This is a genomic window from Paenibacillus sp. FSL H8-0280, from assembly GCF_045040665.1.
Classification (GTDB): Bacteria; Bacillota; Bacilli; order Paenibacillales; family Paenibacillaceae; genus Paenibacillus; species Paenibacillus xylanexedens_A.
On the sequence record NZ_CP150296.1, the window covers coordinates 4,324,006 to 4,350,107 of the forward strand.

Sequence of the window (26,102 nt, forward strand, 5' to 3'; positions counted from 1 at the left end):
ATGCGAAACTATTTATGGTTTAGGCTTGAGGTTATCCAGCCATGAAGTGGCTGCCTCCGTCCATTTCTCGGTAAATGACCCTCTGTGGTCGCCATCCTGGAACTTGTGATAGGGTGCTACCTTGTCAAAAAGTCCAGACGAGAGGAAGATCAATGTCAAACAGGCCGCTACCGCGTAATGGAACACTTTATGATCAAGCCAGCGCCGGTTTCGTCCAGCACGGGATTTGCGTTGTACCTTGGGTGATTGAATGCCCTCAATCCGATGCATGACTGAATCCGCAAACCCTGTTGGGTCATGTAGCAGAGGCAGTTCTCCATGTATACCAAGCGCTTCCAGATAGATGTCCATCGCATCCGGATCTTCCATCAGAAGCTGTTCCATTTGGTTCGCTTGAGTTTCACTCATATGGCCTTCAATATAATCAGTCCATTGCGCAGCGGTATACTTCTCCTGTTTACTCACGCCATTCATCCTCCTTCCAATGTTTTCGAATCCACTGCCGTGCACGATACAAGCGGGATTCCACAGTCTTCACAGCCACCTGTGCATCACTGGCAATCTGCTCATAATTTTTTTCGACTAGATAATACGCAGTGATAATGTCACGATGCTGAGCAGGCAACTGATTAATTCGTTCGCGAAGTTTATCCTGACGTTCTTCACGAACGAGACGGGTAAGAACGTCTTCATCCCGTCCGGGCATATTGATTATTTTTTCTTCTCCACCCAGATCCTCAGCAGTTCGTCTGCCCAGCTTGCGTTTGGCATCAATCGCTTTGTGAAAGGCAATTCGGGTTAACCACGTCTTGAAACCTTCAGAACGGTAGTCGGGGAGAGACTTATACATCTGTATGAACGCCTCCTGAGCTGCATCCTGTGCTTCCTGATCGTTCCTGAGTACGGAATAGGCCACATGGTATACATGCTGGCTATACTTATCAATCAGAGTACGCATCTGGGATGTATCTCCTTGACGGATTTGTTCGATTACGCGCGCTTCATCAATAACTCTCCCCTCCTCTCCAATACAATAGACGACAGCTTGTGTGTTAACCCCTGCGTGATCTATCAAATTTTTGTAAAACAAAATGAATTCATTGCCTGAAAGGTTGATGTTGCTGATCACTCATCCAATCTTTAATCCAAAAAAACAGGCACAGAATGACTTCTGGCCTGTTTCTTGTCCCTGCCTACGCTGGAATTAACGTCCACCATTACGAAACCGCTGCGTGTACGCCTTCGCGTCTTGAACGGTCTTGACACGATTGCGACTCCACTCAAGCAGAATTCGATCGATATACCGGAAATGTACTTTGCCTGCAAAAACCGCTTCCTTCAGAGCCATTAGAATCAATTCCTCTTGATAACGGTCCTGATCCAACCAGCCGGATATCGTCTCGCACTCCATTGGAGAGAGCGGACGTCCAAATTCTTTTTCAAAGATGGAGAACATATTCCGTTCTTCCTCTTCTTTTTGAACACTGTTCGAATCTTGACGTGCTGTATTGCTACTCTGCTGCTCCGCACGGAATGCGGCTACTTCTTCAGCAGTGCACGCTGCAAGCTTGGCATATAATCCATGTAAATCATATCGCTCGTACTGGATGTCCCGTTCTTCGTCACGGTGCTCGTCAATAGCAATATACCCATCCCTCATCAGACGTTGCAACATTCTGGCAATACCTTCAGGTGCAAGTCCCATGCGCGCCGCAAGCTCTTCAAGCGTGGGAAACTCATTGAACTCTGCCTGACGGAACCCTAGCAGTTGAATCAGAAGAAGCACTTCTGCATCTGATAGACCAAGCTGGTGATAAAAACGTAACAAGGCATACGGCAGATGAGCTGTACCCGAAGTCATGCCATAAGCTGCTCCATCCAACCAAGCTTTGGATGTGGTGTCTTCCATAGACGCTCCTCGGTTAAACATTAAGGGTACAGACGATAGAGCATACGTGGGAATGCGATTGTTTCACGTACATGATCCAATCCACAGATCCATGCTACCGTCCGCTCCAATCCCAGACCGAAACCGGAGTGAGGAACCGATCCGTATTTACGTAAATCCAGATACCATTGGTAAGCTTCATCCGAGAGATTATGCTCCTCAAAACGTTGTTGCATCAATTCCGGATCATCGATACGCTGCGAACCGCCAATAATCTCTCCGTAGCCTTCTGGTGCAATCATATCCGCACAGAGAACAACTTCTGGACGATTCGGATCTGGTTTCATATAGAAAGCCTTGATTCCAGCAGGGTAATGCGTGATAAAGACAGGTGTATTGTACTTCTCAGCAATTGCTGTTTCGTGTGGTGCACCGAAGTCTTCTCCCCAAGGAATATCAAAGCCTTGTCCATGCAGGAATTCAATCGCTTCATCATACGTAATACGCGGGAATGGAGCTACGATGCCTTCGAGTTTGGATACGTCACGACCGATAGATTCCAGTTCTGCACGGCAGTTTTTCACCACGGATTGAACGACATGAGCGATAAATTTCTCTTGTACGCGCAGACTTTCCTCGTGATCTACAAATGCCATTTCCGGCTCAATCATCCAGAACTCAATCAAGTGACGACGTGTTTTGGACTTCTCTGCGCGGAATGTTGGACCAAAGGAATATACTTTGCCCAGTGCCATGGCTGCGGCTTCCATATACAATTGACCACTTTGTGTCAGATAAGCATCTTCATCAAAGTATTTGATGTGAAAAAGGTTCGTTGTTCCTTCCGCAGACGATGGTGTCAAAATCGGAGGATCAACTTGTGTGAATCCGTTACCATCAAAGAACTGCTGAACAGCGCGAATAATCTCTGCACGAATTACCATAACCGCACGTTGCTTCGTAGAACGAAGCCACAGATGACGATGGTCCATCAAGAAATCAACACCGTGCTCTTTAGGCGTAATTGGGTAGTTTTCAGTCAGGTGAATGATTTCAACCCCTGTAACAGTCATCTCGTAACCGGACGCACTGCGAGGTTCTTCACGAATAATACCCGTAACATACAAAGAGCTTTCTTGAGTCAGGCTCTTGGCATTGTTCCAGATCTCTTCACTAACTTCACTTTTCACAACAACCCCTTGGATATATCCGGTTCCATCACGCAGCTGCAAAAACTGAATTTTACCGCTGGAACGTTTGTTGTTAATCCAGGCACCGATTGTTACGGTTTCGCCCACATGCTCGTTCACATTACGAATTACACAATTCGTATTCATGCCCATATCTCCCCTTGGTTCCTGAATTTGAAAATGCAGCGGGCAGGCTTATGCCTGTCCTCTGCACTTCCTTGTCATTCTATATTTACTTTACAGTTAGATTACTGAGAATTCAATACGATTCGGTGTGTATCACGTGCAATTACCAATTCTTCGTTTGTTGGCACAACGAGAACTTCCACTTTGGAGTTCGCTGTTGTGATCCGGCGTGGTTCGCCAGAACGAATGGCATTCAGCGCTTCATCCAGTTCAACACCCAGATAAGTGAGCTGCTCACATACTTTTTGGCGAAGTACAACAGAGTTTTCACCTACACCAGCCGTAAAGACGATCACGTCTACACCGTTCATTGCAGCTGCATATGAGCCGATGTATTTACGCAGACGGTATTCGTACATTTCAAAAGCAAGCGTGGAGTTGGCATCGCCATTCTCCATACCTTCTGTAATCTCACGCATGTCACTGCTGATTCCGGAGATCGCAAGCAATCCACTGTGTTTGTTCAACATGGAGTTCACTTCGCTTACGCTCAGTTCTTCCTTGTTCATTACATAAGGTACGATGGCTGGGTCAAGGTCACCAGAACGCGTTCCCATCATCAGTCCCTCTAGAGGAGTCATGCCCATCGAAGTATCAACGGATACGCCACCTTTAACTGCTGTTACACTTCCGCCGTTACCGACGTGACAAGTGATAATTTTCAGATCTTCCACTGGACGATCCAGATATTCAGCAGCTGCCTTGCTTACGAAATCATGGGAAGTACCATGTGCCCCATAGCGACGTACTTTATATTTTTTGTAAAGTACACGCGGAATAGCATACAGATAAGCTTTTTCAGGCATCGTCTGATGGAACGCTGTATCAAAGACCATTACCTGAGGCACACCTGGCATATTTAATTCAGCCGCACGAATACCCATCATTGCAGCAGGGTTATGAAGTGGAGCCAAGTCGAACAAACGACGAATTTCAGCTTTGGCAGCATCATCTACCAATGCAGATTCTTTAAATGCTTCACCACCGTGAACAACACGGTGTCCAACAGCTTGAATTTCACTTACAGAATCCAGTACACCATTTTCTTTGTGAGTCAAAATATCAATGACTTTACGGATTGCTGTTGTATGCTCCAGAATCTCACTAACTTCTGTAACATCCTCACGGCCTGTCGGTTTGTGTGTCAGGATGGAGGAATCCATTCCGATCCGTTCTACCAAACCTTTAGCCAGTACAGATTCGTCAGTCATATTATACAGTTGATATTTGAGCGAGGAACTCCCCGCATTAATTACGAGTACTTTCACAGTCGGTCACCATCCTTGTCGTACTTGAAGAATCCTTCGCCTGTTTTGGCACCCAGGTGTCCTGCACGCACCATTTTCTTCAGGACTGTAGAAGGACGATATTTCAATTCTCCGAATTCACGGAACATTCTTTCGAGTGCAGCTTCAACAGAATCCAATCCGAAACGGTCAGCCATTTCGAGTGGTCCATGTTGGAAGTTGTATCCGATACGCATTGCATCATCGATATCTTCAGCAGATGCAACACCTTCTTGCAATACATGCAACGCTTCGTTAATCAGCAGGCAGATCAGACGGGAAGTTACGAATCCAGGGGATTCATAGATCATGACTCCTTTTTTGTCAGCTACTTCTTCAACAAAACGTCTGGTCTCTTCGAATGTTGTATCCGAAGTTTTCAGTCCACGAATAATCTCTACAAGATCAACCCGGGATACCGGGTGAATAAAGTGCATACCAATAACACGCTCTGGGTATTTGGTCGAGCTTGCAAGCTCGGTCAAACTCAGCGTGGATGTATTACTTGCCAGAATGACATTGCTTGGACAAACTTGGTCCAGTTGGCTGAATACTGCTTTTTTAGCATCCAGATCTTCTGAAATCGTCTCAATGACCATGTCGCAAGTTCCAAGTTCAGCTAAATGAGCTACCTTGGTAATACGGGAAAGAATCAATTTCTTCTCCGCTTTTGTAATCGCCCATTTCTCCAGTTGTTTATCCAGATTGGTTTCGATCATGTCATATGCATGATCCAGCTTTTGTGTTGTATGCTCCACGAGAAGCACATCAAGTCCTTTGGCTGCGAGCATCTGGGAAATACCTTGCCCCATCGTACCGCCGCCGACAACTCCTATTTTTTTGAAAAACATGGTTCTGCTCCATCCTTTCGGTTCTCTATTTCTCTATTGTACCCTGTTCGCCGAAAATTACAAATTTCGACCCAACATATAATAATATCTTAGCACGAGTGAAATGTAAAAAAAAATAACCAGCATAAATAAATTATGCTGGTAGAAGGGCACTGTCACGAAATTGACAACGAAATTGCTCGCCAGATAAAACTTCCTCACGAATCAAGATGTCGAGTGAATTGTCGAAAATTGTCCGTTGTTCTTCAAGCAACTGCTTTGTCTGTTCCATCAGTTCTTGCAGAATTAATTTATTCTCTCGCATCAGTTCCTCGGTTGTGACCATATCCATGTTCACAATCCCAAGTGAAGTCAACCCCGAAGCCATCATCGTCTGTACAACATTGGTTGCCTGATCAAAGTCATTGCGTGACCCTGTGGAACGACCACCGTAGTACATTTCCTCCGCAGCTGCTCCTCCGAGTGCAATCATGATCTGCTCTTCCAGAAAGCGCTTCGTATAGAGGAACTGTTCCTGTTGCGGGTTATGACGTACATATCCCAGCGCCTGACCACGCGGACTAAGTGCCACCTGACTAACACTGCCTGGACGAACGAGTTCTGCCATAATGGCATGTCCCAATTCATGAATGGCGACCCTTTTCTTCTCTTCCACACTGGACTCACGGTCTGTCTTCTCACCCATCATGACTTTATCAATAGCCAGGGACAAATGCCGCTGTTCGATATTTAACAAGCCGTCTCTCATGGCGTATATTGCTGCTTCGTTCATCACACTTTCGAGCTGTGCACCGGAGAAACCATAGGATTCTTCCGCTGTTTTCTCCAGATTAACTTCCTTCATCAGAGGTTTGTTCACCGCATGCAGTTCCAGAATATGCTTTCTGCCCTTTTTGTCAGGCAAGTCCACTTGAATGTGGCGGTCAAAACGTCCCGGGCGCGTCAGAGCGCTATCGAGCATCTCTTTGCGGTTTGTTGCAGCGATAACCAGAATTCTTGGCGTATCCGAAGAATATATTCCATCCATTTCCGTCAAGAGCTGATTGAGGGTCTGATCATATTCACGCTGTTGACCACCTTCACGTTTCCCCCCGATGACATCGATTTCATCGATAAAGATAATAGCGTTTTCCTTATTTTCCTTGGTGGCACGGGTCCTCGCGTCCTTGAACAAATCCCGAATTCTGCTGGCACCCACACCAACATACATTTCAACGAATTCACTACCCGATGCTGCTACAAAAACAGAATCGGTGTAATGGGCAGCAGCCTTGGCCATCAACGTTTTCCCTGTCCCTGGAGGACCCGTCAGCAAGATCCCTTTTAACGGGCGAATCCCGAACTTCCGAATTTCTTCATGTTTGATGAGAAAGTCAAGCGCTTCACGCAATTCCTGCTTGGCACTGTCCTGACCTCCAATTTCTTCAAAAGTAAGCTTGGAAGGTCCTTTTTTCTTCCGTTTACGTTCCTGTGCAGCGCCTACTGTAATCCCGCCACGCATTTGCATCATGAACAGCAAAGCTCCGACAAGCACCGCTGCAATAAGAATCGGAACAATATTAACACCAGTAAAAGCAAGAAAAATAATCAATACGGGAAAAAATCCGATGGCAACTTCTTTTGTCCACTTAGGCATTAGGCCACACTCCTATCTGACCGGGCACACGCGGCAGAATAATAAACTTGCTGGCATCTCCGTCTCTGAGACTGACATATACATTGTTGTCATCCATCGCTGTATTTACCTTAATTCCATTCGTCGCCATCTTTGACAACGTTGGTGTAATCTCGGTGTATTGCTTGTTCTCCATCGCCTGAGCTACGGTGAACATCGCATCACCCCACCAACTTTCCAGTGCTTCACTGGAATGATCCACAACATCCAACTTTAGTGAGCGTGTTCCAATCAGGGTCTGTCCTTCTTTGTGAATATATTGTACCAGTCTGCCCAAATCAACATCAGGTTGCAGATCCAGTTTCAATTGTACGTCATTGCGGTTAATAGTTAATTGAACGTCATTGACTCCATCGTACTGGGTTACCATTTTTTCAATCGGATTCTGCACAGCCACCTGACGATATACAAACCAACCTCCAAACAACACAACGGCTGAAATGACGGCAGTTAAAGCAATAGGCAATACTTTTAGCTTCAAGTGAATTACCCCTCCCAGATTTTGGCCCAACCTACTGGCTTATTGGTATATACGAATATGTGCACATTGACTCCTGCGATAATTTCGACAGGTTTATTTGTTATTGAATGTAACTTTGAGTACATAACTGAGTATATCACATCGTATATACAATTTCGAAGGCGAAAATATGAATAAATTATTAATTTTAACTATTTAAATCAAATATGTTTACAGGCAACACAAAGAACCGGTTCAGTCGGATATCCGTCTGCCGGTTCTTTCATTTCTTTAAATTCTCTAGTTATGTCGCTCTATTTGTTCTAGCTGTTCGGGAGTGTGTAGACAAGGTCCACCTGTTCTCCATTGCTAAAACGATAAAAGCGATAGTGGTTATGCGTACCGTCTTTATAATACACTTGCCACACATATATTCCATTCACAACTCCGGGCATGATTCGTTTAATCTCACCGGCAGGAACTTCGGAACTAAAGCGATTGCGTATCTGCGCTTCGGACATACCATTTTGCAGTAGCTCACTGTGTACAGCGTTTGCACCCTTAGCCGGTTGATTGTTTGCGTCGAACTTAACCCAGACCATAACATCCTGGTTATCCTTGTTTTTGCCGATCAGGGTCCAGTAGATGTTGTCAGAGCCTTCTTTGTCTCCCCAGATGTACTTGCGCAATTCATCATAGGATGTAATGCCCAGTTGCTCCTGTGCTGCTTGTATAGCGAGCGCTTCTTCCTTGCGCTGGTCCTGAGTGACATAGACGTAATAACGCTGAAGTCCAAACAGAATCAGAACCAGTGCAAGCAGCGAAATCCATATCCACTTCTTTTTTTTCTTCAAAAGCCGAACTTCCTTTCCCTATGATGCTGTCCTGCAATTAACGAGCAAGCAGACCATCAAATGCCAATTGAGACTCACGCAAAATGCGTTCTTCATCCAGCGTCAGACATTCGCCATGTTTCACCACTTGTTTTCCATCCACCCATACGTGCTCAACATCTTTGGCAGAAGCCGAGTAGATTGTATGTGAGATCAGGTCTGTATGTGGATAGAAATGTGCCTGTTCAATGTCCAAGGCGATAAAGTCAGCCTTCATGCCGACCTGGAGTGCTCCGGTATTGTTCAAGAAGATGGATTTGGCACCGTATGACGTTCCGAGTAATAACGCTTCGCCTGCTGGCACTGCCGTCGGGTCACCAGATACACCTTTGTGGATCAATGCAGCCAGTCTCATTTCCTCGAACATATCCAGGTTGTTGTTGCTTGCCGGTCCGTCTGTTCCGAGTGACACGGTAACTCCTGCTTTCAGCAACGCAGGTACCCGCGCAACACCGGAAGCGAGTTTCAGGTTACTTCCCGGGTTATGGGATACAGCCACATCATGACGGGCCAGAATCTCAATCTCTTCGTCATTCAGATGCACCGCATGTGCAACCAGGGATGGACGAGAGAAAAAGCCCAGTTTTTCCAGATGTGCTACAGGACGCAGTCCATAATCAGCCACGTTCTGCTCGACTTCACGAAGCGTTTCCGACATATGTGTATGAAGAGGAAGGTTTAGGTCGTTCGCGACCTGCACAAGCTTCTCTATGTAGTCAGGAGGGCATGTATATGGTGCGTGTGGCGAGATTACGGTTGTAATGCGACCATCTGCCTGTCCATTCCACTCACGCGCAAACGCAGCCGACTCCTCCAGCTTCCGCAATTGCTCTTCTTCCGAGCACAGCCCGATTACACCACGTGCCAGTGCTGCTCTAACGCCGGATTGCTCCACAACTTTGGCAACTTGATCCATGTGATCGTACATGTCCAGGAAAGCTGTAGTTCCGCCTTTCAACATTTCAAGCACTGATAGCGAAGTTCCCCAATATACGTCTTCTGAAGTCATTTTCGCTTCCATCGGCCACATTTTTTCCTGCAACCATACTTGCAATGCAAGATCGTCTCCGTGCCCTCTGAGCAACGACATCGCTGCATGACCATGCGTATTGATCAGACCCGGCAGGAAGAACAGTCCTTTTCCATCCACTTTGGTACAATTTTTGTCTTCATCCGGCAATGTCTCACCAATATGCACAATCTTGTCATCCTCAACAACCATGTATCCTTGAACCACGTTCCATGTTGTGCCGCCTTCATTAACGGCAAATTTGCCGTTGTGAATTACCCATCTATTTGTTGTCATCTTCCTCGTCGTCCTTTCCAGTCTCCAAGTAATAGGCCAAACTAAGCAGATCCGTTGTAAAGTCAGCATGGTGAATGCGGATATGCGGCGGTGTTTTTAGAATGGTTGGTGCAAAATTAAGGATCGCTTCGATTCCGGATTCAATAAGCTGATCCGCTACATTTTGGGCTTCTGTATCCGGAACCGTGATAATACCGATGCGGATGTTTTCCGTTTTAACCGCTTCCGTCAATTCATCCATTGGTTTTACCGTCAAACTGTTGATTTGACTACCAATCTTCGGTCCATATGCATCAAATACAGCAACAATCTTCATGTTGTCTTTCAGATATGCGTTGTAGTTGGACAAGGCCTGTCCGAGGTTACCCGCGCCTACCAGAGCTACATTAATTTGCTGATCAATTTTGAGAATGTGACGAATTTTCTCGATCAAATAGGATACATCATACCCGATCCCTTTACGACCAAAATCACCGAAGTAAGCCAAGTCTTTACGAATTTGGGCCGGATTCAGATCCAGCCTCTGTCCAAGCTCTTGAGAAGAAACCGTAGCCACCTCACGCTGATGCAACTCGCTCAAATAACGCAAGTAAACAGGCAGACGTCGTACCACCGCTTCCGAAATTTTATCCGATTTCATTCTTGCTCCCCCTTACCAAGGCCACGATTAAATAATAGATGAAAAGATGAGCATTCTGTATAAACTCAAAGATAAACGTGACATTTTATACAGAATGCTCCTTGTAATTTAGGTTATAAGTTCTTACGTGCAACTGCTTTAATCGGATATGGAAATATCTAATAAAGTTTAACGCCAAACGATAGTGTCATGCAATGATATAACGAACAAAACAACCATTATTTTTGTTCATTAGCAGGTTTTTCCAACCACTCGGTGATTCGTGGAACCATCTGCTCCGTGAGCATATGCTCCATTTTGGGACCTGGTAATGAATATAAAAAGAATTTGCCATAGTACGCTTCAATCACACGTGTATCATAAACAATGACAATTCCTCTGTCCTGCGCTGTACGCACCAATCGGCCAAATCCCTGCTTGAAACGAATGACCGCTTGCGGCACGGACAGTTTCATGAACGGATTTTTCTTCTGTTCCTGAAGCAACTCACTCTTGGCTTCCACCAACGGATGATTCGGTGGCTGGAAAGGCAATCGCACAATAGCGAGACAGGTTAGCGCCTCTCCAGGGATATCTACACCCTCCCAGAAGCTGCTTGTGCCCAGAAGTACCGTAGCTTTGGCATCTTGGAACCTGCGAGTCAATTTGGAACGACTTCCACTATCAACGCCTTGCCCAAGCAACGAGATGTCGTTGCCAGACAGAGCTTCTTTCAGCGGATCATAGACCTGTCGCAACATCTTGTATGAAGTAAACAGAACCATCATGCGTCCACGCGTAGCAATTGCCGTCTCTGCGAGTGATTGCACCAGCATATTGACAAAGTGCGCATCACCCACACTTCCCTTCACACTTGGGAAATCACGCGGAATCACCAGAAGTGCCTGATCGCGATAATTGAAAGGTGATGGCAACATAGACGTTAACAGCCTATTGTTCTCGGCGGCTTCCTGCAAGCCAAGCTGTTCAATCATGAACTGGAATGACTTATCTACGGAGAGCGTAGCCGATGTAAGCACAACACTTTTCTTTTTGTCAAAAAACAAATCCTTAAGTTGTGCACTGACATCTACAGGTACGGCATACAGCTGGAGAGATTTGCTGCGGAATTGGCCGCTGGCTTCCATCCAGTACACCGTTTTGGCGTCATCCATACGCATGAAGAAACGTAAATTTTCCTTCAATGTGGTCAGATCTTTCAGCAGTCCTGTGATGTCCGTGATCAGACTATCCGATTGATAATCATCCTGATCTTCTTTCACCTCAAGCAGCAATTTGTCCCCTTTGCGAACCAAATCGCCCAGAGTCACATAGATCTGGTTCTCCAGATCCTGCAACTCCTGCCATTTTGCAGGTTTCTGAGATGCTTTCAGACGCAGTGAAAATTGCCCCGTCTCTCCCGGTGAAGCATCACTTCGTTCAGGCAACAGACCAAACAAGGCATCGCTCATACGATCCCACAGCTCCTTAACTTCAAGAGCGAGCGGGAACATCTGATCCACCATGGAGCCCCATTGCACCGAATTTTCATGCCCGGATAACTGCGACCGAAGCATAGGCAGCTGACCATTACGACTGTCTTTAAACAGGCGGGTCAGTGTATGAACCAAGGTGAAATATTTCATATGCATTCCAAGATGTTTACCAGCGACATCCTCCAGATGATGTGCCTCATCGATTACAAGACTCTCATAGGCTGGCAGCAGCTGATGCGCGGCTTTCACATCCGTAAATAATTTGGAGTGATTGGTGATTACGATATCAGACAACCCTGCTTCATGTTTGGCACGATGGTAGAAACATTTACGGAACCATGGACAGGATCTTCCCAGACATGATTCGGATTCGCTCTGTACCGTCTCCCAGAAGTCCCCTCCGCGTCCGCTAAGGTTAAGTTCCTCATCATCTCCGGTTTCGGTCTGCGTAAGCCAGACAATCATCTGAGCAGCTGTGAAATAATCCTCTTTGGGTGTAGCGAACTCACGTTTATTGATTTTGTGTTCAAATTTGCGCAGGCACAGGTAATGTCCACGTCCTTTGAAGACAGCAGCCTTAAACGGGAACGGAACCACTTGAGTCAGCATAGGAATGTCCCGCTCTCTCAATTGCTCCTGCAGATTGATCGTATGCGTGCTGACCATAACTTTCTGTTCTTGCTTCACACTTTCGTAAATAGCAGGCAACAGATACCCTAGAGATTTACCGGTACCCGTTCCAGCTTCGATCAAAAGATGTTTCTCTTCATCCAGGGCTTGCCTTACACTGCTGAACATCTGAGTCTGCGCTTCACGCTCTTCGTAATGATCCAGTGTATCCTTCAGGTTCTCCCGAACCTGGTCCATAAACTGTTCGAAGCTTACACCATCTAGAGGGTTAGCCTCCCGCTCATCGCGTGGTGCACCAATATCGGTCCAATCACTTACATTAAGAGCAAGCTGACGATAATAGGTATGTCCGTCCAGATCCTGAATCGGCTCTGCTTCCTTCTCACTACGCATCCCGTCCAAAAACCAACCTAAGTCACTGTCTTCTGGTGCAAACAGGTCACTAAGGCGCTGAATCGTTATGAGCGGTAATTCCTTTAACTCATCCAGACACTTGAGCAGCACATAGGCTGTCGCCAGTGCATCACTGTCTGCCTGGTGAGGGCGATCATGTTGAAATCCAAATTCGGAAGACACATAACCGAGTTGATAAGAACCCAATGATGGGAATGTAATCTTCAGAAAATCAATCGTGTCCAGAATGCGGCCAGTGAACGGCAAATAACCGCAACGGTCGAGAGCATTCTGCAAAAAGTGAAAATCAAAAGCGACGTTGTGTCCAACAAGCACCACATCATTAAGCAGCGGAACCATCTCCATCATCATCTCTTCGAGTGAAGGAGCGTCCGCCACATCTTCATCGGTAATACCCGTCAACCCCGAAATAAACGGGGGAATCGGTACACCAGGGTTCACATAAGAACTATATATTTGAGTTATGCTGTAGTCATGATCTATGATGGCAAGTCCGGCCTGTATAATCTCACCGTCGGACTGCGTGCCGGTTGTTTCGAAATCCAATACGGCAAATTTCATTGCAATGTACGGTCCCTTCCATTCCAGTCTATGTTACAGCATAGCAAAAAAAAGGGGATTTGAAAATTAACTGACAAAAAAGCGGTGTCCCCGCCGCTATGCCAAAGGAGGGAACACCGTTTTTTTGTCGCCGAATTCCCGCTTAATGAAGGGTCGTCAGCTGATTAGCATATTGCAATTTTCCCCTGTTCAACCTGCAAGCTTCCATGTTGTACAGTGGTTCGGTCAATGTCGGGTCATACTGAAGGGCCTGTGCAAAGAGTGAACATGCAGCTTCGGGATTCGCAAGCTTGGCTTGAATACAGCCCAGGGCGTTACATACAAGCCCTTTTAAGCGAGGTGAACCTTTAAGGTACATGATCTGCTGCAAATGTGTCCCGGCTTCCGCTATTTGTTCCAGATTCAGATACGCGAGCGCCAGGTAAAAACGAGTTAATGCACTCTCCGGATGGTCGGTCACAACCCGGGAGAACTGCATGATCGCCTGCGGATACATCTGTAATTTGAAATAACCCTGACCTCGACTGAAACATTCCAGATGGAGTTCAGGCAGAGCGGTAACAGCTTCCTGTTCCGGTTCAAGGGAAGCAGGCTTATCCATCTCCCGCTCCCTCACCTGGCTCATCTTTTCTTCAAACATCAGCCATTCATCCAGCATTCCGTCACTCATCCGCTTAAGCAAGTTCCACTTTTGCAGCAATTCCTGTTTGTTCAGGCCTTCAGCGGAAGGATAGCTCTTGATAATTTCATCTAACATGTCGTTCATTTCTGCGAAAACATGCTGGAACATCGATGCATCCCCACCCTTGAAAAAATGGATTAGTGCAGTGACCTGTACTCATTTTTTGCTTCAAGGGCCGATTTCATTCTCCTTACCAGTCGATTACATAATTGTTGCGTGGACTTCCTGTTTCATCGTTTGTACAGGTTTATTCTGTCCATCTACAAATACAACGGTTGGTTTGTGAGTATTTGCCTCTTCTTGCGACATCATGGCGTAAGAAATGATAATGACGTTATCTCCAGGCTGCACCAGACGTGCAGCTGCGCCGTTAAGACATATGACCCCGCTTCCGCGCGGTCCTGGAATCACATAAGTTTCCAGACGTGCACCATTGTTGTTGTTCACAATTTGCACTTTTTCGTTTTCCATCAAGTCGGATGTTTCCATCAAATCTTCATCTATGGTAATGCTACCCACATAGTTCAAATTGGCTTCCGTTACCGTAGCCCGGTGAATTTTGGATTTCATCAGTGTTCTAAACATGGGACAGTACCTCCGATTTTTGCAACCTTATATTGTCAATCAATCTTGTTTTTCCGAATTTCACCGCAAGTGCGATGAGCAGATCATCACGTCCTTGAACTTCTTCCTGATCTGCGAGTGGCTCCAGACTTGGAAAAGCCTGAATCTCGGCGTAGTCGATAACGGCAAGCGGTGAGCTTGCAATGTGCTCGCGCAGAATACGACGGATATCTGCGGCTGTAGTAGCTACACCTGTATCTGCGGCTTCCTGAGCTGCACGCAGTGCCTTCGACAGAACCAAGGACTGTGTACGCTGTTCTGCGCTAAGATAGACATTACGTGAACTGAGAGCAAGACCATCCTCTTCGCGAACAATCGGACAGGGTACAATTTCTACAGGCATATTCAAATCATTCACCATCTGTTGAATGACCGCAACCTGCTGAGCGTCTTTCATTCCAAAAAATGCACGCTGTGGCTGTACGATGTTGAAGAGTTTGGAGACTACGGTCGTTACCCCGTCAAAATGTCCTGGACGTGAAGCGCCACATAAGCGCTCCGTCAGTTTTGAGACAGATACCGTCGTTTGTGTTGCCTGTAGATACATCTCTTCAACAGAGGGAATAAATACGATATCCACTCCTTGTGAGCGTGCTGTTTCCACATCTCTGGCTTCATCCCGCGGATAGCTGTCAAAATCTTCATTAGGGCCAAATTGAATTGGATTAACAAATATGCTTAATACCACGATATCGCTCTGTTGTCTGGCTGCCTGCATCAAACTTGCATGACCTTGATGAAGATAACCCATTGTTGGTACCAGACCTACAACGGATGCAGTGGACCGAATCGCTTGACGCTTCAAGCTTAGTTCCTGTCTTAACTCTGCGATAGTCCGTAATACTTTCATGAGTTACTCCCCACCTTTTCCTTGCGTTGTCCGCCGTACAGTTGATCCAGAACACCATCCGCAGCATTGAATACATGCTCTTCGGCCGGGAACGAACGATCTTTCACTTCTTTCACGTAAGCTTCGATGCTGGTTCTGATTAATGTTCCCACATCTCCATAGGTTTTGACAAACCGTTTGGGTGTATACGGAGAGGCGTATTGAACCACATCGTGGAATACCAGTACCTGACCATCACAGCCTCGTCCTGCTCCAATTCCGATGGTAGGGATGGACAGTTCCTCCGAGATCGCCCGTGCAACTTCTTCCGTAACCAGTTCAAGCACAATACCAAACGCACCTGCAGCTTCCAGGGCTTTGGCTTCGTCCATCAGACGTTTCGCATCCGCTGCATCCTTGCCCTGAATGCGGTAACCACCAATCTGATTAACCGATTGAGGTGTAAGTCCGATATGGCCAAGAACAGGCACGCCTGCTTGCACGACTGCTCTAACGGTGTCTGCTATCTCGACTCCGCCTTCCATTTTAACGGCATGGGCATGCCCCTCTTGCATCAGTCGACGTACACCCTTAAGCGTCTCATCCACGCTGCCATGATAGGTCATAAAAGGCATATCAGCCACAATAAATGTCTTCTCAGCTCCGCGCACTACGGAACGTGTGTGGTACACCATATCGTCGATGGTCACCGGAAGCGTCGAGTTATAACCCAGTACTACATTGCCGAGTGAATCACCAACCAAGATCAGATCAATACCTGCTTCCTCTGCGAGAAGCGCTGTTGGATAATCGTAAGCCGTGATCATACTAAGCGGCACGCCATCCTGCTTATATTTTTTCATTTTCACAATATTCAACGCTTGTTTGTTCGCCATTTTTTTCATGGCTCCTTTCTTCTTTTCAAATAAACGCAACAAAAAAACCTTTTAGTTTTCCACTAAAAAGTCCCGAAAAGTCAAAAAAGAGTCACTTGCGATCGTCCCTTCTGTCTCGGTCCTCTTCGGCTCAGAGCAGAATCCAACAACTCACTTAAACGTATTTCATTCTTGCACTGCGGTCTGCTTATATAAAACACATCAAAGCAGAACAAAGGTTACTGTTACGGGAGTGCAATTCGGTCTGCATTAGCCGATATCGCCTCACGAACACAGTATACCAAAGTTCTGCTCAAACTTCACGTCTTATGTTCATTTTACCAGTGAAAATTCGACAAATTGTTTATGATTTCCAGGAAATCTCACCAGAGATGATTAGTGTATGTTCTCCATCGTGCTTCTCCACGATAAGTGCTCCAGATGGGTCAAGACCGATGGCCTTCCCTTCAATGACACCATGAGGATTCGTCACTGTAATCTCTCGATTCATCGATACGGACAGGGCCTCCCATAGAGCTGAGATCACGCCAAATCCTTCTTTTTGATACAAAAAATACAATTGTTCAAGCTCCGTCAAAATGGCAGCCGTTAGTTTAGTACGATCAACGGATTGCCCCGTCTCCATCTTGAGTGAAGTAGCTATAGTTGTAAGATCTTCCGGATAATCCTCGGGATCAAAGTTCACGTCAACCCCTATACCTGCAATACAGTATCTGACTTCATGATCTTCTACCGTGGATTCAAGCAATATGCCACATACCTTGCGTCCGTCAATCAACACATCATTTGGCCATTTGATGCCTGCATCAGCTCCTGAACAAGCTCGAACGGCACGACATACAGCCACTCCTGTTAATAAAGTTAGCTGCGGCGTATGCTGAAGTGGTAGATCAGGGCGTAACAGTACACTCATCCAGATTCCTTTACCTGGAGGAGAGAACCACTGTCGACCGAAACGTCCTCTTCCTCCTGTTTGTTCTTCCGCAATGACCACAGCACCTTCCGCCTGCCCTTGCTCAGCTAGCTTGAGAACATCCCCTTGCGTAGACAGGGTCGAAGCCAACAAAACAGCCTTACGGCCAAATACGGTTGTATCCAGAGCCAATTGGAGGCCAGTAGCGTCAATGCTATCCGGCTTCGTTACTAGACGGTATCCTTTGCGGGATACCGCTTCAAACTCATAACCCATGTCTCGCAACTTGTTCACATGTTTCCACACAGCGGTCCGACTGATGGACAGATTACGGCTGATCTCTTCACCCGATACGAATCGTCCTTCTGCATTTAATAACATATGTAACAGATCTTCATGTTTGGTCATCTTGAACCACCCGCTTCACTTCTGCACTTAGTGCTTCATGCTGATTCGCTATCGTTCCAATCGCCGTTTCTCGTAACAAATGTTTCATTAGTTGCCCCAGCCAAGGCCCGCCTTTGCGCTGCACCATTTGTAACACTTGTTCCCCTGTAATATCCAACTCTTTCAAGTCATGCACAGGGATCGATTGACTCCATTCGGCTGCAAGCTCTTGAACCAAAACAACCTGCATTTCTGCCTGTTCGGATTGATTCCGCCATCCTGCTGGCAGTGTAGACTGTATTCGAAGCCAATCATCCGCAGCCTGAACGCCGCAAGCCAGAACAGTAACGATCCAATCAGAACGGAGACTGACCGTATCCTTCTGCTCTTGAACGGAAGTATGAATCAACTGTTCCACCTGAAGGACCCCTGTTATACGAGAACGATGTTCATTGGAAAATGTCCACTGACGTAATAATACATCTGCTTCATCCTTGCTATATCCGCCAGCAATCAGGATGAGTGACCAGCGGAGCAACACATGCTCACCTGACAATTGTTCCAGATTAGATAACAACGTCTTGTTAAAACGCGCCGAGCTAACCGCCGCTTTGATGTGCGCAAGGGCATCACTTCTGTATAACAGCTCCAACCCTCTTAAAGGATGCGGTCCCGACATCATTTTTACCATCTCGGTACGTACCCGTTCCATTGCTATATGTTGAAGCAGGTCTTTCTGCTTTACAAGACCTTTCCACGTGTTATAGGCAATTTTAAAATCAAATACGGAAGCAAACCGGACACAGCGGAGCATCCGCAGTGCATCTTCTCCAAATCGTTCCATCGCAGAACCCACACATCTGACTCGCTCTTCTTTGATATCTGCCTGTCCACCGAATGGGTCAACGATTGTCCCAGTGACGTCCATGGCAAGAGCGTTCATCGTGAAGTCACGCCGCTGTAAGTCTTCCTTGATATCTTGAACAAATTGAACCGCAGCAGGTCTGCGATTATCCTGATATTCGGATTCTGTTCGAAATGTGGTCACTTCAAAGTAATAACCGCCTGAACGAACGGTAACCGTACCGTGTTGTAAACCTGTAGGAATACAATCGTCAAACAGTTCCATGACTTGCTCAGGAGAAGCAGATGTCGTGATATCCATATCATCTACAACTCGTTCCAACAATTCGTCACGAACGCAACCACCTACCCAATATGCCTTGTAGCCATGTTTGTTTAATGTTGTGAGTACATTCTCACTTTGCATTGCCATTTCACGATCTACCTGTGTCCATTGAACCACCACATATCACCTCTTCTCTTGCCTGTTGTGGTATGCACAGTATGATTTCGTCAAAGAAATGATTAACCGCAAACCGGCTTCAGATTCGGAACTTCCCTTCCCAAAACCCGGTAATAAATTTGTTCATATTCATGCCGAATAGCATCATTGCAAAAGTCGTGATGCGCGCGCTGAAGACATGCTTCCCTGAACTCAGCAGCCAAACGATCGTCCGTCAATAAACGGATGGTGTTCTCGGCCATGGATTGTGTATCCCCGATCGCGGATAAATACCCCGTCTTACCATGTAAGACCAGTTCCGGAATTCCTCCGGCCTGTGAACCGATCGTGGGTACGCCACAAGCCATTGCTTCAAGCGCCACAAGTCCGAAACTTTCCTTCTCCGATGGAAGCATCAACACGTCTGCCATGGAAATGACCTGAGCAATGTCATCCTGTTTGCCAAGGAAATGAACTTTATCATTCAAGCCGAGATCATTAATTTTCCATTGCATCTTCGGCAAATCAGGTCCTTCACCGACAAATAACAGTTTGGCAGGAACCTGCTCCTGTACCTGACGGAAGACCTCTACCACATCCTGAGTTCTCTTCACCGGTCGGAAATTGGAGATGTGCATTAATATTTTTTCGTCGGGCGCAGCAAAGTCTCTTCGCAGACTGGCAGCATCCCGCGGATAATATATTCGTTTATCAATAAAATTATAGGTCAGATCGATTGGGCGCTGAATATCCAGCAATTCGACCGTTTCTCGAATCAAATCTTGTGATACGGCAGTAACCGCGTCACTTTCATTAATGGCTAGACGGATCAGATCCTTCAGAGATTCATCCTGAGCCAGAACCGTAATATCCGTTCCATGTAACGTGGTAACCACTTTAAGGCCGTCCCCTACCATTTGTTTCGCAAGAAAGGCACATACTGCGTGTGGAACGGCGTAATGAACATGCAGCAGATCCAGCTGCTGTGACTTAGCCACCTGAGCCATCTTTGTTGCCAGTGACAGGTCGTAGGGTGGGTAACGGAAAACATAATAATCATTTACTTCAACTTCGTGGTAAAAAATATTTTTCTGGAACGTACCCAGTCTGAACGGGATACTGTTGGCAATAAAATGAACCTGATGCCCCTGTTCGGCAAGTAATTTGCCCAGTTCCGTTGCGACAACGCCAGACCCGCCGAGGGACGGATAACAGGTGATGCCGATTTTTAGCTTTTTATCCATCCTGTGGACGCTCCTTTGATCTCCCGCTTCATGCAGGTTGATATAATGCAATGGAATAATGAAACCCTTCGTTTCATTAAACGTAAAATGTGAAATCGCTTATTGGGCACCCGGGCCAAATTGATGAACCACGTAAGGTGTAATTGTAGCAAAACCTTCTGCAAACGGGATGAGACTGCGTTGTCCGAGCAAGGAATCACGGGCTCTTACACGTTCAATATACCCTTGATTCAATGGTGTCGAGACCGCTCCGTCTCCCAGTTCGAATTGGGAACGATAAGAAAGTAATGATGCTTCTTTTTGCTCATAGTGTTCCGTAATATCAACAATCAAATCCGTAGGACCGATGTCATTAATAAAGTAAAAATAAAGTTCCTTCACCTGCACGGCAGGCATGTCCGGCATGTAGTTGCGAAGCTTGGCGTTAAATACAGCCTCCTGCACAAGCTTACTGCAATTGACATGATCCGGATGACGATCTTCCCAATACGGAGCAAACACCATCCGAGGGGCATGACGCCGTATCTCAGCCGTCACCGCCTGTACATGTTTAGGCGTAAGATATAAGCCACGATCTGGAAGACCCAGATTCGTTCGACACGAAAGACCGAGGACGCGGGAGGCTTGCTCCGCTTCCTCGGTTCTGCGCTCTACTGTTCCGTTGGAAGACATCTCAGCACGAGTCAGATCACACACGCCTACTTTCAAGCCGGCAGCGGTATGTTTGGCAATCGTTCCACCCATACCAATCTCCGCATCGTCTGCATGTGCTCCAAAAATGAGAATATCCAGACTCATTCGGAATCACCCGAATTCAATCCAGCCTCCGGCTTGTATTTATGTACCAGCTCTCTCCAGGCAAAATCGCCACGATCCAGAGCCTTAACCAGAATCTCAGCGGTTGCGATATTGGTGGCAAGTGGAATTCCCTGCACATCACAAAGACGTAGCAACGCATTAATATCCGGCTCGTGAGGTTGTGCCATCAATGGATCGCGCAAGAAAATAATCAGATCCATCTCATTTTGCGCAACCAAAGCTCCAATCTGCTGATCTCCGCCCAATGGGCCTGATTCGAATCGATGAATCTTCAGGGACGTTCCTTCCATAATACGAAGGCCTGTTGTTCCTGTAGAATATAATTGATGGTCCGTAAAAACAGGCTCATATGCCGTCACGAAGTTAACCATCTCTTCTTTTTTACGATCATGGGCGATAAATGCTATTTTCAACATGACAATCTCCTTTAGTCGATAAAGTGGTCAAATCCGTAGATCATTCCTGTATATTCCATAACCTTTTGCACACCAATCTTAACACCAGGCATATAACCTGCGCGCTCGTAGGAGTCATGCCGAATTTTGAGTGACTGTCCATAGTCTCCGAAAACAACTTCCTGCTGCGCGAATACACCAGGCAATCGTACACTGTGAATTCGGAAGCCATTGTAATACCCGCCTCGTGATCCTTCAATCGTTTCTTCCTCATTTGGATTACCTTGACGAAGTTCTTCCCGATTGGCAGCAATCAGTTCCGCTGTTTTGATCGCAGTTCCTGAAGGAGCATCCAGCTTCTGATCTCCGTGATATTCGATGATCTCCACATTTGGCATATGTTTGGCAGCCTGTGCTGCGAATCGCATCATCAGAATGGCACCAATCGAGAAGTTAGGTGCAATAAGCCCTCCAATTCCTTTGTCCTGGCACTGCTTGTCCAACTGTTCGATCTGCTCCGGCGTGAAGCCGGTAACACCCATGACAGGTCTGACTCCATGACGGATCGCGATCTCAGTATGTGCAAACGCAAATTGTGGTACTGTAAAATCAACCATAACCTGAGGTTTTGTTTCGGCAAAAGCCATTTCGATATCATCAGTCACCAGCACCCCACACTCTGGCAAACCAACAAGGGTTCCTGCATCCGTGCCTGCTCCGGAGCGGTTGACAGCCGCTGCAAGCTCCAATTCCGGGTCCTGAAGTACCAATTTCACAACTTCACGGCCCATACGGCCAGCCGCTCCGATCACGGCAACTCTGATTACTTCACTCATATTGACTGCATCTCCTCGCTATGTTGGATCATATCGTTGAATCCATTTCTACTCAAAAGAAATCTTTGCAAAATGAATTCTTATTGAATGGATTTCATACGTTGCTTGATTTCCTGTAACATCTGATGCAGTTGCCCATTCTGCGGGTCCAGCAAAATTGCCTCACGCAGCGCCTGAATTGCATAGTCAAATTCATTCAAATCACTGTAAGCCAGCGCAAGCATAACATGAGCTTCCACTGAGAGCGGATCAAGTTTGACCGCTTCTTGCAGAAGCGTAGACGCTTCCACATAGCGCTCCTGTGTTGCAATACCCGCCTGCTCCAACAGCAACTTCGCTCTGGAGGTCAATTCTTTTGATTCCAACGTCTGCAGATGCAAAATATACTCTTCTGTTCCTGGCGACAATTCAACCGACTTGCGCGCATATTCAAGTGCCGGAACCAGATGTTTGCTGCGCGCGTGTGTAATGGAACAGCGATAATATAACTCCGCATGTTTTGGATGAGCATGAATGGCTGATTCGAACCAACGAATGGCCTGCTCAAAATCATTTTGCAATATACAGCGATAAGCCTGCTGCATATATTCTTCCGGTTTCATCATCAAGCTGCCCCTCCCCGATCGGGTGATGGTACAGCATATGTAATCTATGCCTAATCGGTGTTTTTGGGAGTCCACCGATTGGCATCGCGGGTGTTAAATTTATGCATGACTTTATCGTGCGCCTCAGCCAGATCAATTCCCAGTGAGTTCGCAAAACAAATCGTGATAAATAAAATATCTCCAAGCTCAAGTTCAATGGAATTGGCTGCTTCGGAAGATTTCTTCGGCTTCTCGCCAAATTCATGATTCACTTCCCTGGCAAGCTCCCCAACCTCTTCAGACATCCGGGCCAACATGGCCAGAGGACTGAAATACCCCTCCTTGAACTGGGAGATATACTGATCAACCTCACGCTGCATTTCTGCGATGCTTTTCTCCATGAGAACGGATTCTCCTTTGAAATGATGTCGTATTTGTTCCTAATAATATCAGTTATTTAGATTCACTTCCACCATCATCAGCGACAAATCATTTTTAAAGAATCAATAAACAGGTATACTAGATGGGAATGATTGCTTCTTCATTCTAATTTATCTACAGCGAGGGATCTTATGAGCACTGCCAAAACCTGGGTTCAAGTTAAACTGGTTCTTCCCATCGTGCTGGGTACAGCCTTATATGCCTTTGGGCTCCTCTATTTTATTATCCCCAACCAGCTTATGGAAGGTGGCCTCACCGGGGTTACGGTGCTGATCAATTACGCTTTTGGCATCTCACCTTCACTTACAACCTTGATTCTGAATGTTCCCCTCTTTCTGATCGGGCTCAAAATTTTGGGCGGCAGACAGATGATCTATACGGGTATCGGAATCGGGGCACTGACTGTTTTTCTGTGGTTGTTTGAGAAGTTGATTCATCTGGGCTGGATTGAACCATTACATACCGAGAATGACTTACTGTTAGCAGCACTATATGCAGGTGTTACCCTCGGAGCCGGCCTTGGTATCGTATTTCGTTGGGGTGGAACGACGGGCGGTTCAGACATCATTGCCCGTATTCTCAACCGCAAGTATGGATGGAGTATGGGCCGAGTATTACTGGGCATCGACTTTGTCATTATCGGGCTCTCTCTCATCTACATCCCCAAAGAAAAAATTCTGTATACGCTTGTAGCTGTATTCATCGCCTCCAAAGTCATCGACTTTATTCAGGAAGGTGCATATTCTGCCCGGGCATTTATGATCATTAGTGACCATGCACCCGAGATTGCGGACCAGATCACACGGGATATGGATCGTGGCGTCACCCTCATTCCAGCCATTGGCGCGTACTCTAAACAGGCCAAACACATGGCCTACTGCGTGATCTCCAGGCAAGAGTTCAGGCGATTGCAGACCATTGTACGTTCCATTGACCCGAGAGCTTTTGTCATCATCAGCGATGTTCACGATGTACATGGCGAAGGTTTCAAAGAAAGCTGATATACACAGAAACTACAAAAAAACCTCTTTTACATGAAGAGCCGTTAGCGTGGCTACTCATGCGGAAAGAGGTCTTTTTTATATACCACTTATAGACCAGGATCAAGTTCATGTTCTATTAACGCCGAAAAGGAAAAATCCCCTGCTGCTGCGCACGATATTTACGATATCCGGCGTAACTTAACGTCGCCACAATGACCGAACTAATGAGCAGCCCGGCTGCCCTGCGATCGGGACCCTGTACAAACGGTACAAAGGCACTCTCGTCCTTCTCGCGACCAAACAACTGGTTAACCAGTTCCTCCCCATGGCCAACCATGCTCTTTAATTGAGCCAGATCAGGTTGCTTGGCAGTGGTAAGCCCTTTGGTATGAGATAACCAGGCGTCCATCTGAGCAATTTCATACGGTTCACGGCGAATCAGTGCGGCAGGACGAATCGTCTCATAATGCTCCTCCAGAACGGTGTAGCGGTTTGCCAGTACGGCCGCAGTTTGCCCTTGATTTGTAGCAGCGGATAAAGCGTCCAGATCGTTTTTCACGATTTTATAATACTGAAGCCATAAAGGCTTGGTTGGATTCGCGAGACTATCTGCTGCAAGTCTGAGCTTGGCTGAGGACTGCTGAAGAGAAGCATCGTCATTTTTCACCTTCACAACGGCTTGTTTCACTTCAACTATGGTTTCGGAAAAGGCGTGAATGCCCTCGACTGTTGTTTGTCCCTCAAAGGAGATATGCTCCAGACTTTTACTGATACGCAGAATGCTTCCGCGCACTTCTTCAATATTATTCTCGAGCGCCTGACGATACAATATGGCTGCTTCCTCATTCAGTTGTGCAATTGAATTGCTTGTGGACACTTGCTGATCTGAATTCGAATTCAATGCTTCACTTTGCGCGGATACACGATATGCTAAGTTCGTCCAAAGCATTAGAGCCATGAACGATACCACCAGTAAGCCAGTTTTGATCCCAAACGTTCTCTTCATGGACATCCCTCCCACCACCAATGTATGGCGGGGGACAGTTCATTAGAACAAGCTCAAGATCGGATATCAGGTTCGTTTCGCCTGTCTTAAGGCCAGCCACGCGCACAGAATGCTTACCAGTGTCAGTCCGAATGTGAAATTACGCACACCATCTACATGATCATAGAGGGAAGCGGGTAACCAAGGGTAAATATCATATGTATAATCCATCGTATCGTTCAACAGTGTCCAGAGACCTGCAACGACAAGGGAAGCCCAGCGGAAGCCGAAAAAGCGTACATAAATTAGAGCTTCAATGGCCATCGCACTATGCGAAGCAATCAACATCCAGTCTTGCCAGTGCTGTGTACCACCTTGCATCCAGCCAGCGAAAATAATGGATACGGCCCACACGCCATATTTCACAGATGTGACCACGGCAAGCGCCTGAATCACATGTCCGATCCGTTTGATGATGATGGACCGTGGTGGGTACAAGACCCATAACAACGCTAAAGTAAAAAACAAACTCGCTGTTGGACTATCTGGCACAAATACGATCTGCCACACCGGCTGCTCAGCCAGCGTCAATTTCATTTGCTCTCCGTACCAGATGTATCCGTATACCGTTCCTACCGCATTACACCAAAATAATAGCCACAGGAAATAACGATTGGTTAGAAATTCCCTACTCCAGAAATACGATAAAGCCACATTCCCTGCCCCTTCCTTCATCAATATTGT

Annotated in this window: 27 protein-coding genes; 1 reads left to right on the forward strand and 26 read right to left on the reverse strand. The window is 46.5% G+C overall.

The genetic code is table 11. The features are described from left to right. Positions 1 to 12 precede the first annotated feature (12 nt). The 24 genes from MHI12_RS18825 to MHI12_RS18940 form a co-directional block, all read right to left on the reverse strand. Positions 13 to 465, reverse strand: a complete 453-nt coding sequence (locus tag MHI12_RS18825; RefSeq protein ID WP_405170040.1) for a hypothetical protein — start codon at positions 463 to 465, stop codon at positions 13 to 15. Then, entirely contained in the window at positions 458 to 958 is a 501-nt protein-coding gene (locus tag MHI12_RS18830; RefSeq protein WP_405170041.1) for an RNA polymerase sigma factor, read from the reverse strand. The genes MHI12_RS18825 and MHI12_RS18830 overlap by 8 nt, the downstream gene beginning before the upstream one ends. Positions 959 to 1,204: 246 nt before the next feature. Further along, positions 1,205 to 1,909 (reverse strand): DnaD domain-containing protein, encoded by a 705-nt coding sequence (locus MHI12_RS18835; RefSeq protein ID WP_081745877.1) that lies wholly within the window; start codon positions 1,907 to 1,909, stop codon positions 1,205 to 1,207. A 20-nt stretch (positions 1,910 to 1,929) separates the two neighbouring features. Further along, entirely contained in the window at positions 1,930 to 3,225 is a 1,296-nt protein-coding gene (gene asnS, locus MHI12_RS18840; protein ID WP_017687752.1) for an asparagine--tRNA ligase, read from the reverse strand. Between the two features lie 101 nt (positions 3,226 to 3,326). Beyond that, on the reverse strand, positions 3,327 to 4,532 hold the full coding sequence (locus MHI12_RS18845) for an acetate/propionate family kinase (protein ID WP_036671987.1): 1,206 nt from the start codon (positions 4,530 to 4,532) through the stop codon (positions 3,327 to 3,329). Further along, positions 4,529 to 5,401 carry a 3-hydroxyacyl-CoA dehydrogenase family protein gene (locus MHI12_RS18850; protein ID WP_017687750.1) on the reverse strand — a complete coding sequence of 291 codons (873 nt, stop codon included), beginning with the start codon at positions 5,399 to 5,401 and terminating at the stop codon, positions 4,529 to 4,531. The genes MHI12_RS18845 and MHI12_RS18850 overlap by 4 nt, the downstream gene beginning before the upstream one ends. Positions 5,402 to 5,534: 133 nt before the next feature. Beyond that, complete coding sequence (locus MHI12_RS18855) at positions 5,535 to 7,037, reverse strand: AAA family ATPase (protein ID WP_341008021.1); 1,503 nt, start codon at positions 7,035 to 7,037, stop codon at positions 5,535 to 5,537. Continuing rightward, the gene (locus tag MHI12_RS18860; RefSeq protein ID WP_017687748.1) at positions 7,030 to 7,557 is read right to left on the reverse strand and encodes a hypothetical protein; all 528 of its coding nucleotides are present in this window, start codon (positions 7,555 to 7,557) and stop codon (positions 7,030 to 7,032) included. The genes MHI12_RS18855 and MHI12_RS18860 overlap by 8 nt, the downstream gene beginning before the upstream one ends. A 302-nt stretch (positions 7,558 to 7,859) precedes the next feature. Further along, positions 7,860 to 8,390, reverse strand: coding sequence for a DUF5590 domain-containing protein (locus MHI12_RS18865; RefSeq protein WP_341008022.1), 531 nt, complete (start codon positions 8,388 to 8,390; stop codon positions 7,860 to 7,862). Between the two features lie 37 nt (positions 8,391 to 8,427). Continuing rightward, entirely contained in the window at positions 8,428 to 9,735 is a 1,308-nt protein-coding gene (locus MHI12_RS18870) for an amidohydrolase (protein ID WP_405170042.1), read from the reverse strand. After that, entirely contained in the window at positions 9,722 to 10,375 is a 654-nt protein-coding gene (locus tag MHI12_RS18875) for a redox-sensing transcriptional repressor Rex (RefSeq protein WP_405170043.1), read from the reverse strand. Before MHI12_RS18875 ends, MHI12_RS18870 begins: the two co-directional genes overlap by 14 nt. A gap of 218 nt (positions 10,376 to 10,593) precedes the next feature. Continuing rightward, positions 10,594 to 13,455 (reverse strand): ATP-dependent DNA helicase DinG, encoded by a 2,862-nt coding sequence (gene dinG / locus MHI12_RS18880; protein WP_405170044.1) that lies wholly within the window; start codon positions 13,453 to 13,455, stop codon positions 10,594 to 10,596. Positions 13,456 to 13,597: 142 nt separating this feature from the next. Further along, the gene (locus MHI12_RS18885) at positions 13,598 to 14,245 is read right to left on the reverse strand and encodes a tetratricopeptide repeat protein (protein WP_405170045.1); all 648 of its coding nucleotides are present in this window, start codon (positions 14,243 to 14,245) and stop codon (positions 13,598 to 13,600) included. A 93-nt stretch (positions 14,246 to 14,338) separates the two neighbouring features. Continuing rightward, positions 14,339 to 14,722 carry an aspartate 1-decarboxylase gene (gene panD / locus MHI12_RS18890; protein ID WP_017687742.1) on the reverse strand — a complete coding sequence of 128 codons (384 nt, stop codon included), beginning with the start codon at positions 14,720 to 14,722 and terminating at the stop codon, positions 14,339 to 14,341. Further along, positions 14,715 to 15,611 carry a pantoate--beta-alanine ligase gene (gene panC, locus MHI12_RS18895; protein WP_405170046.1) on the reverse strand — a complete coding sequence of 299 codons (897 nt, stop codon included), beginning with the start codon at positions 15,609 to 15,611 and terminating at the stop codon, positions 14,715 to 14,717. The genes panD and panC overlap by 8 nt, the downstream gene beginning before the upstream one ends. Further along, positions 15,608 to 16,486: a 3-methyl-2-oxobutanoate hydroxymethyltransferase gene (panB, locus tag MHI12_RS18900; RefSeq protein ID WP_036607625.1), complete on the reverse strand. Its 879-nt coding sequence runs from the start codon at positions 16,484 to 16,486 to the stop codon at positions 15,608 to 15,610. Before panB ends, panC begins: the two co-directional genes overlap by 4 nt. Positions 16,487 to 16,829: 343 nt before the next feature. Beyond that, positions 16,830 to 17,807 (reverse strand): biotin--[acetyl-CoA-carboxylase] ligase, encoded by a 978-nt coding sequence (locus MHI12_RS18905; RefSeq protein WP_036672005.1) that lies wholly within the window; start codon positions 17,805 to 17,807, stop codon positions 16,830 to 16,832. Next, positions 17,794 to 19,092: a CCA tRNA nucleotidyltransferase gene (locus tag MHI12_RS18910; protein ID WP_405170047.1), complete on the reverse strand. Its 1,299-nt coding sequence runs from the start codon at positions 19,090 to 19,092 to the stop codon at positions 17,794 to 17,796. The genes MHI12_RS18905 and MHI12_RS18910 overlap by 14 nt, the downstream gene beginning before the upstream one ends. Positions 19,093 to 19,154: 62 nt before the next feature. Then, positions 19,155 to 20,315, reverse strand: coding sequence for an N-acetyl-alpha-D-glucosaminyl L-malate synthase BshA (gene bshA / locus MHI12_RS18915; RefSeq protein ID WP_076209934.1), 1,161 nt, complete (start codon positions 20,313 to 20,315; stop codon positions 19,155 to 19,157). Between the two features lie 99 nt (positions 20,316 to 20,414). Beyond that, positions 20,415 to 21,113 carry a bacillithiol biosynthesis deacetylase BshB1 gene (bshB1, locus tag MHI12_RS18920; protein ID WP_405170048.1) on the reverse strand — a complete coding sequence of 233 codons (699 nt, stop codon included), beginning with the start codon at positions 21,111 to 21,113 and terminating at the stop codon, positions 20,415 to 20,417. Then, positions 21,110 to 21,550: a methylglyoxal synthase gene (gene mgsA, locus MHI12_RS18925; protein ID WP_017687735.1), complete on the reverse strand. Its 441-nt coding sequence runs from the start codon at positions 21,548 to 21,550 to the stop codon at positions 21,110 to 21,112. The genes bshB1 and mgsA overlap by 4 nt, the downstream gene beginning before the upstream one ends. An 11-nt stretch (positions 21,551 to 21,561) precedes the next feature. Next, positions 21,562 to 22,365 (reverse strand): 4-hydroxy-tetrahydrodipicolinate reductase, encoded by an 804-nt coding sequence (gene dapB, locus MHI12_RS18930; protein ID WP_036607633.1) that lies wholly within the window; start codon positions 22,363 to 22,365, stop codon positions 21,562 to 21,564. Positions 22,366 to 22,445: 80 nt separating this feature from the next. Next, positions 22,446 to 22,970, reverse strand: a complete 525-nt coding sequence (locus tag MHI12_RS18935; protein WP_405170049.1) for a tetratricopeptide repeat protein — start codon at positions 22,968 to 22,970, stop codon at positions 22,446 to 22,448. A gap of 50 nt (positions 22,971 to 23,020) precedes the next feature. After that, positions 23,021 to 23,350: a nucleotide pyrophosphohydrolase gene (locus MHI12_RS18940; protein ID WP_017687732.1), complete on the reverse strand. Its 330-nt coding sequence runs from the start codon at positions 23,348 to 23,350 to the stop codon at positions 23,021 to 23,023. 171 nt (positions 23,351 to 23,521) lie between these two features. Here MHI12_RS18940 and MHI12_RS18945 point away from each other — a divergent pair, with 171 nt between their 5' ends. Further along, positions 23,522 to 24,391, forward strand: a complete 870-nt coding sequence (locus MHI12_RS18945) for a YitT family protein (protein WP_221820340.1) — start codon at positions 23,522 to 23,524, stop codon at positions 24,389 to 24,391. 118 nt (positions 24,392 to 24,509) lie between these two features. On the opposite strand, the gene MHI12_RS18950 is transcribed toward MHI12_RS18945, so the two are convergent. Next, a complete protein-coding gene (locus tag MHI12_RS18950) occupies positions 24,510 to 25,379 on the reverse strand; it encodes a sporulation protein YpjB (protein WP_405170050.1) in 870 nt (289 codons plus the stop codon). A gap of 66 nt (positions 25,380 to 25,445) precedes the next feature. Further along, on the reverse strand, positions 25,446 to 26,072 hold the full coding sequence (locus tag MHI12_RS18955; RefSeq protein ID WP_091018277.1) for a DUF1405 domain-containing protein: 627 nt from the start codon (positions 26,070 to 26,072) through the stop codon (positions 25,446 to 25,448). Between the last annotated feature and the right edge of the window lie 30 nt (positions 26,073 to 26,102).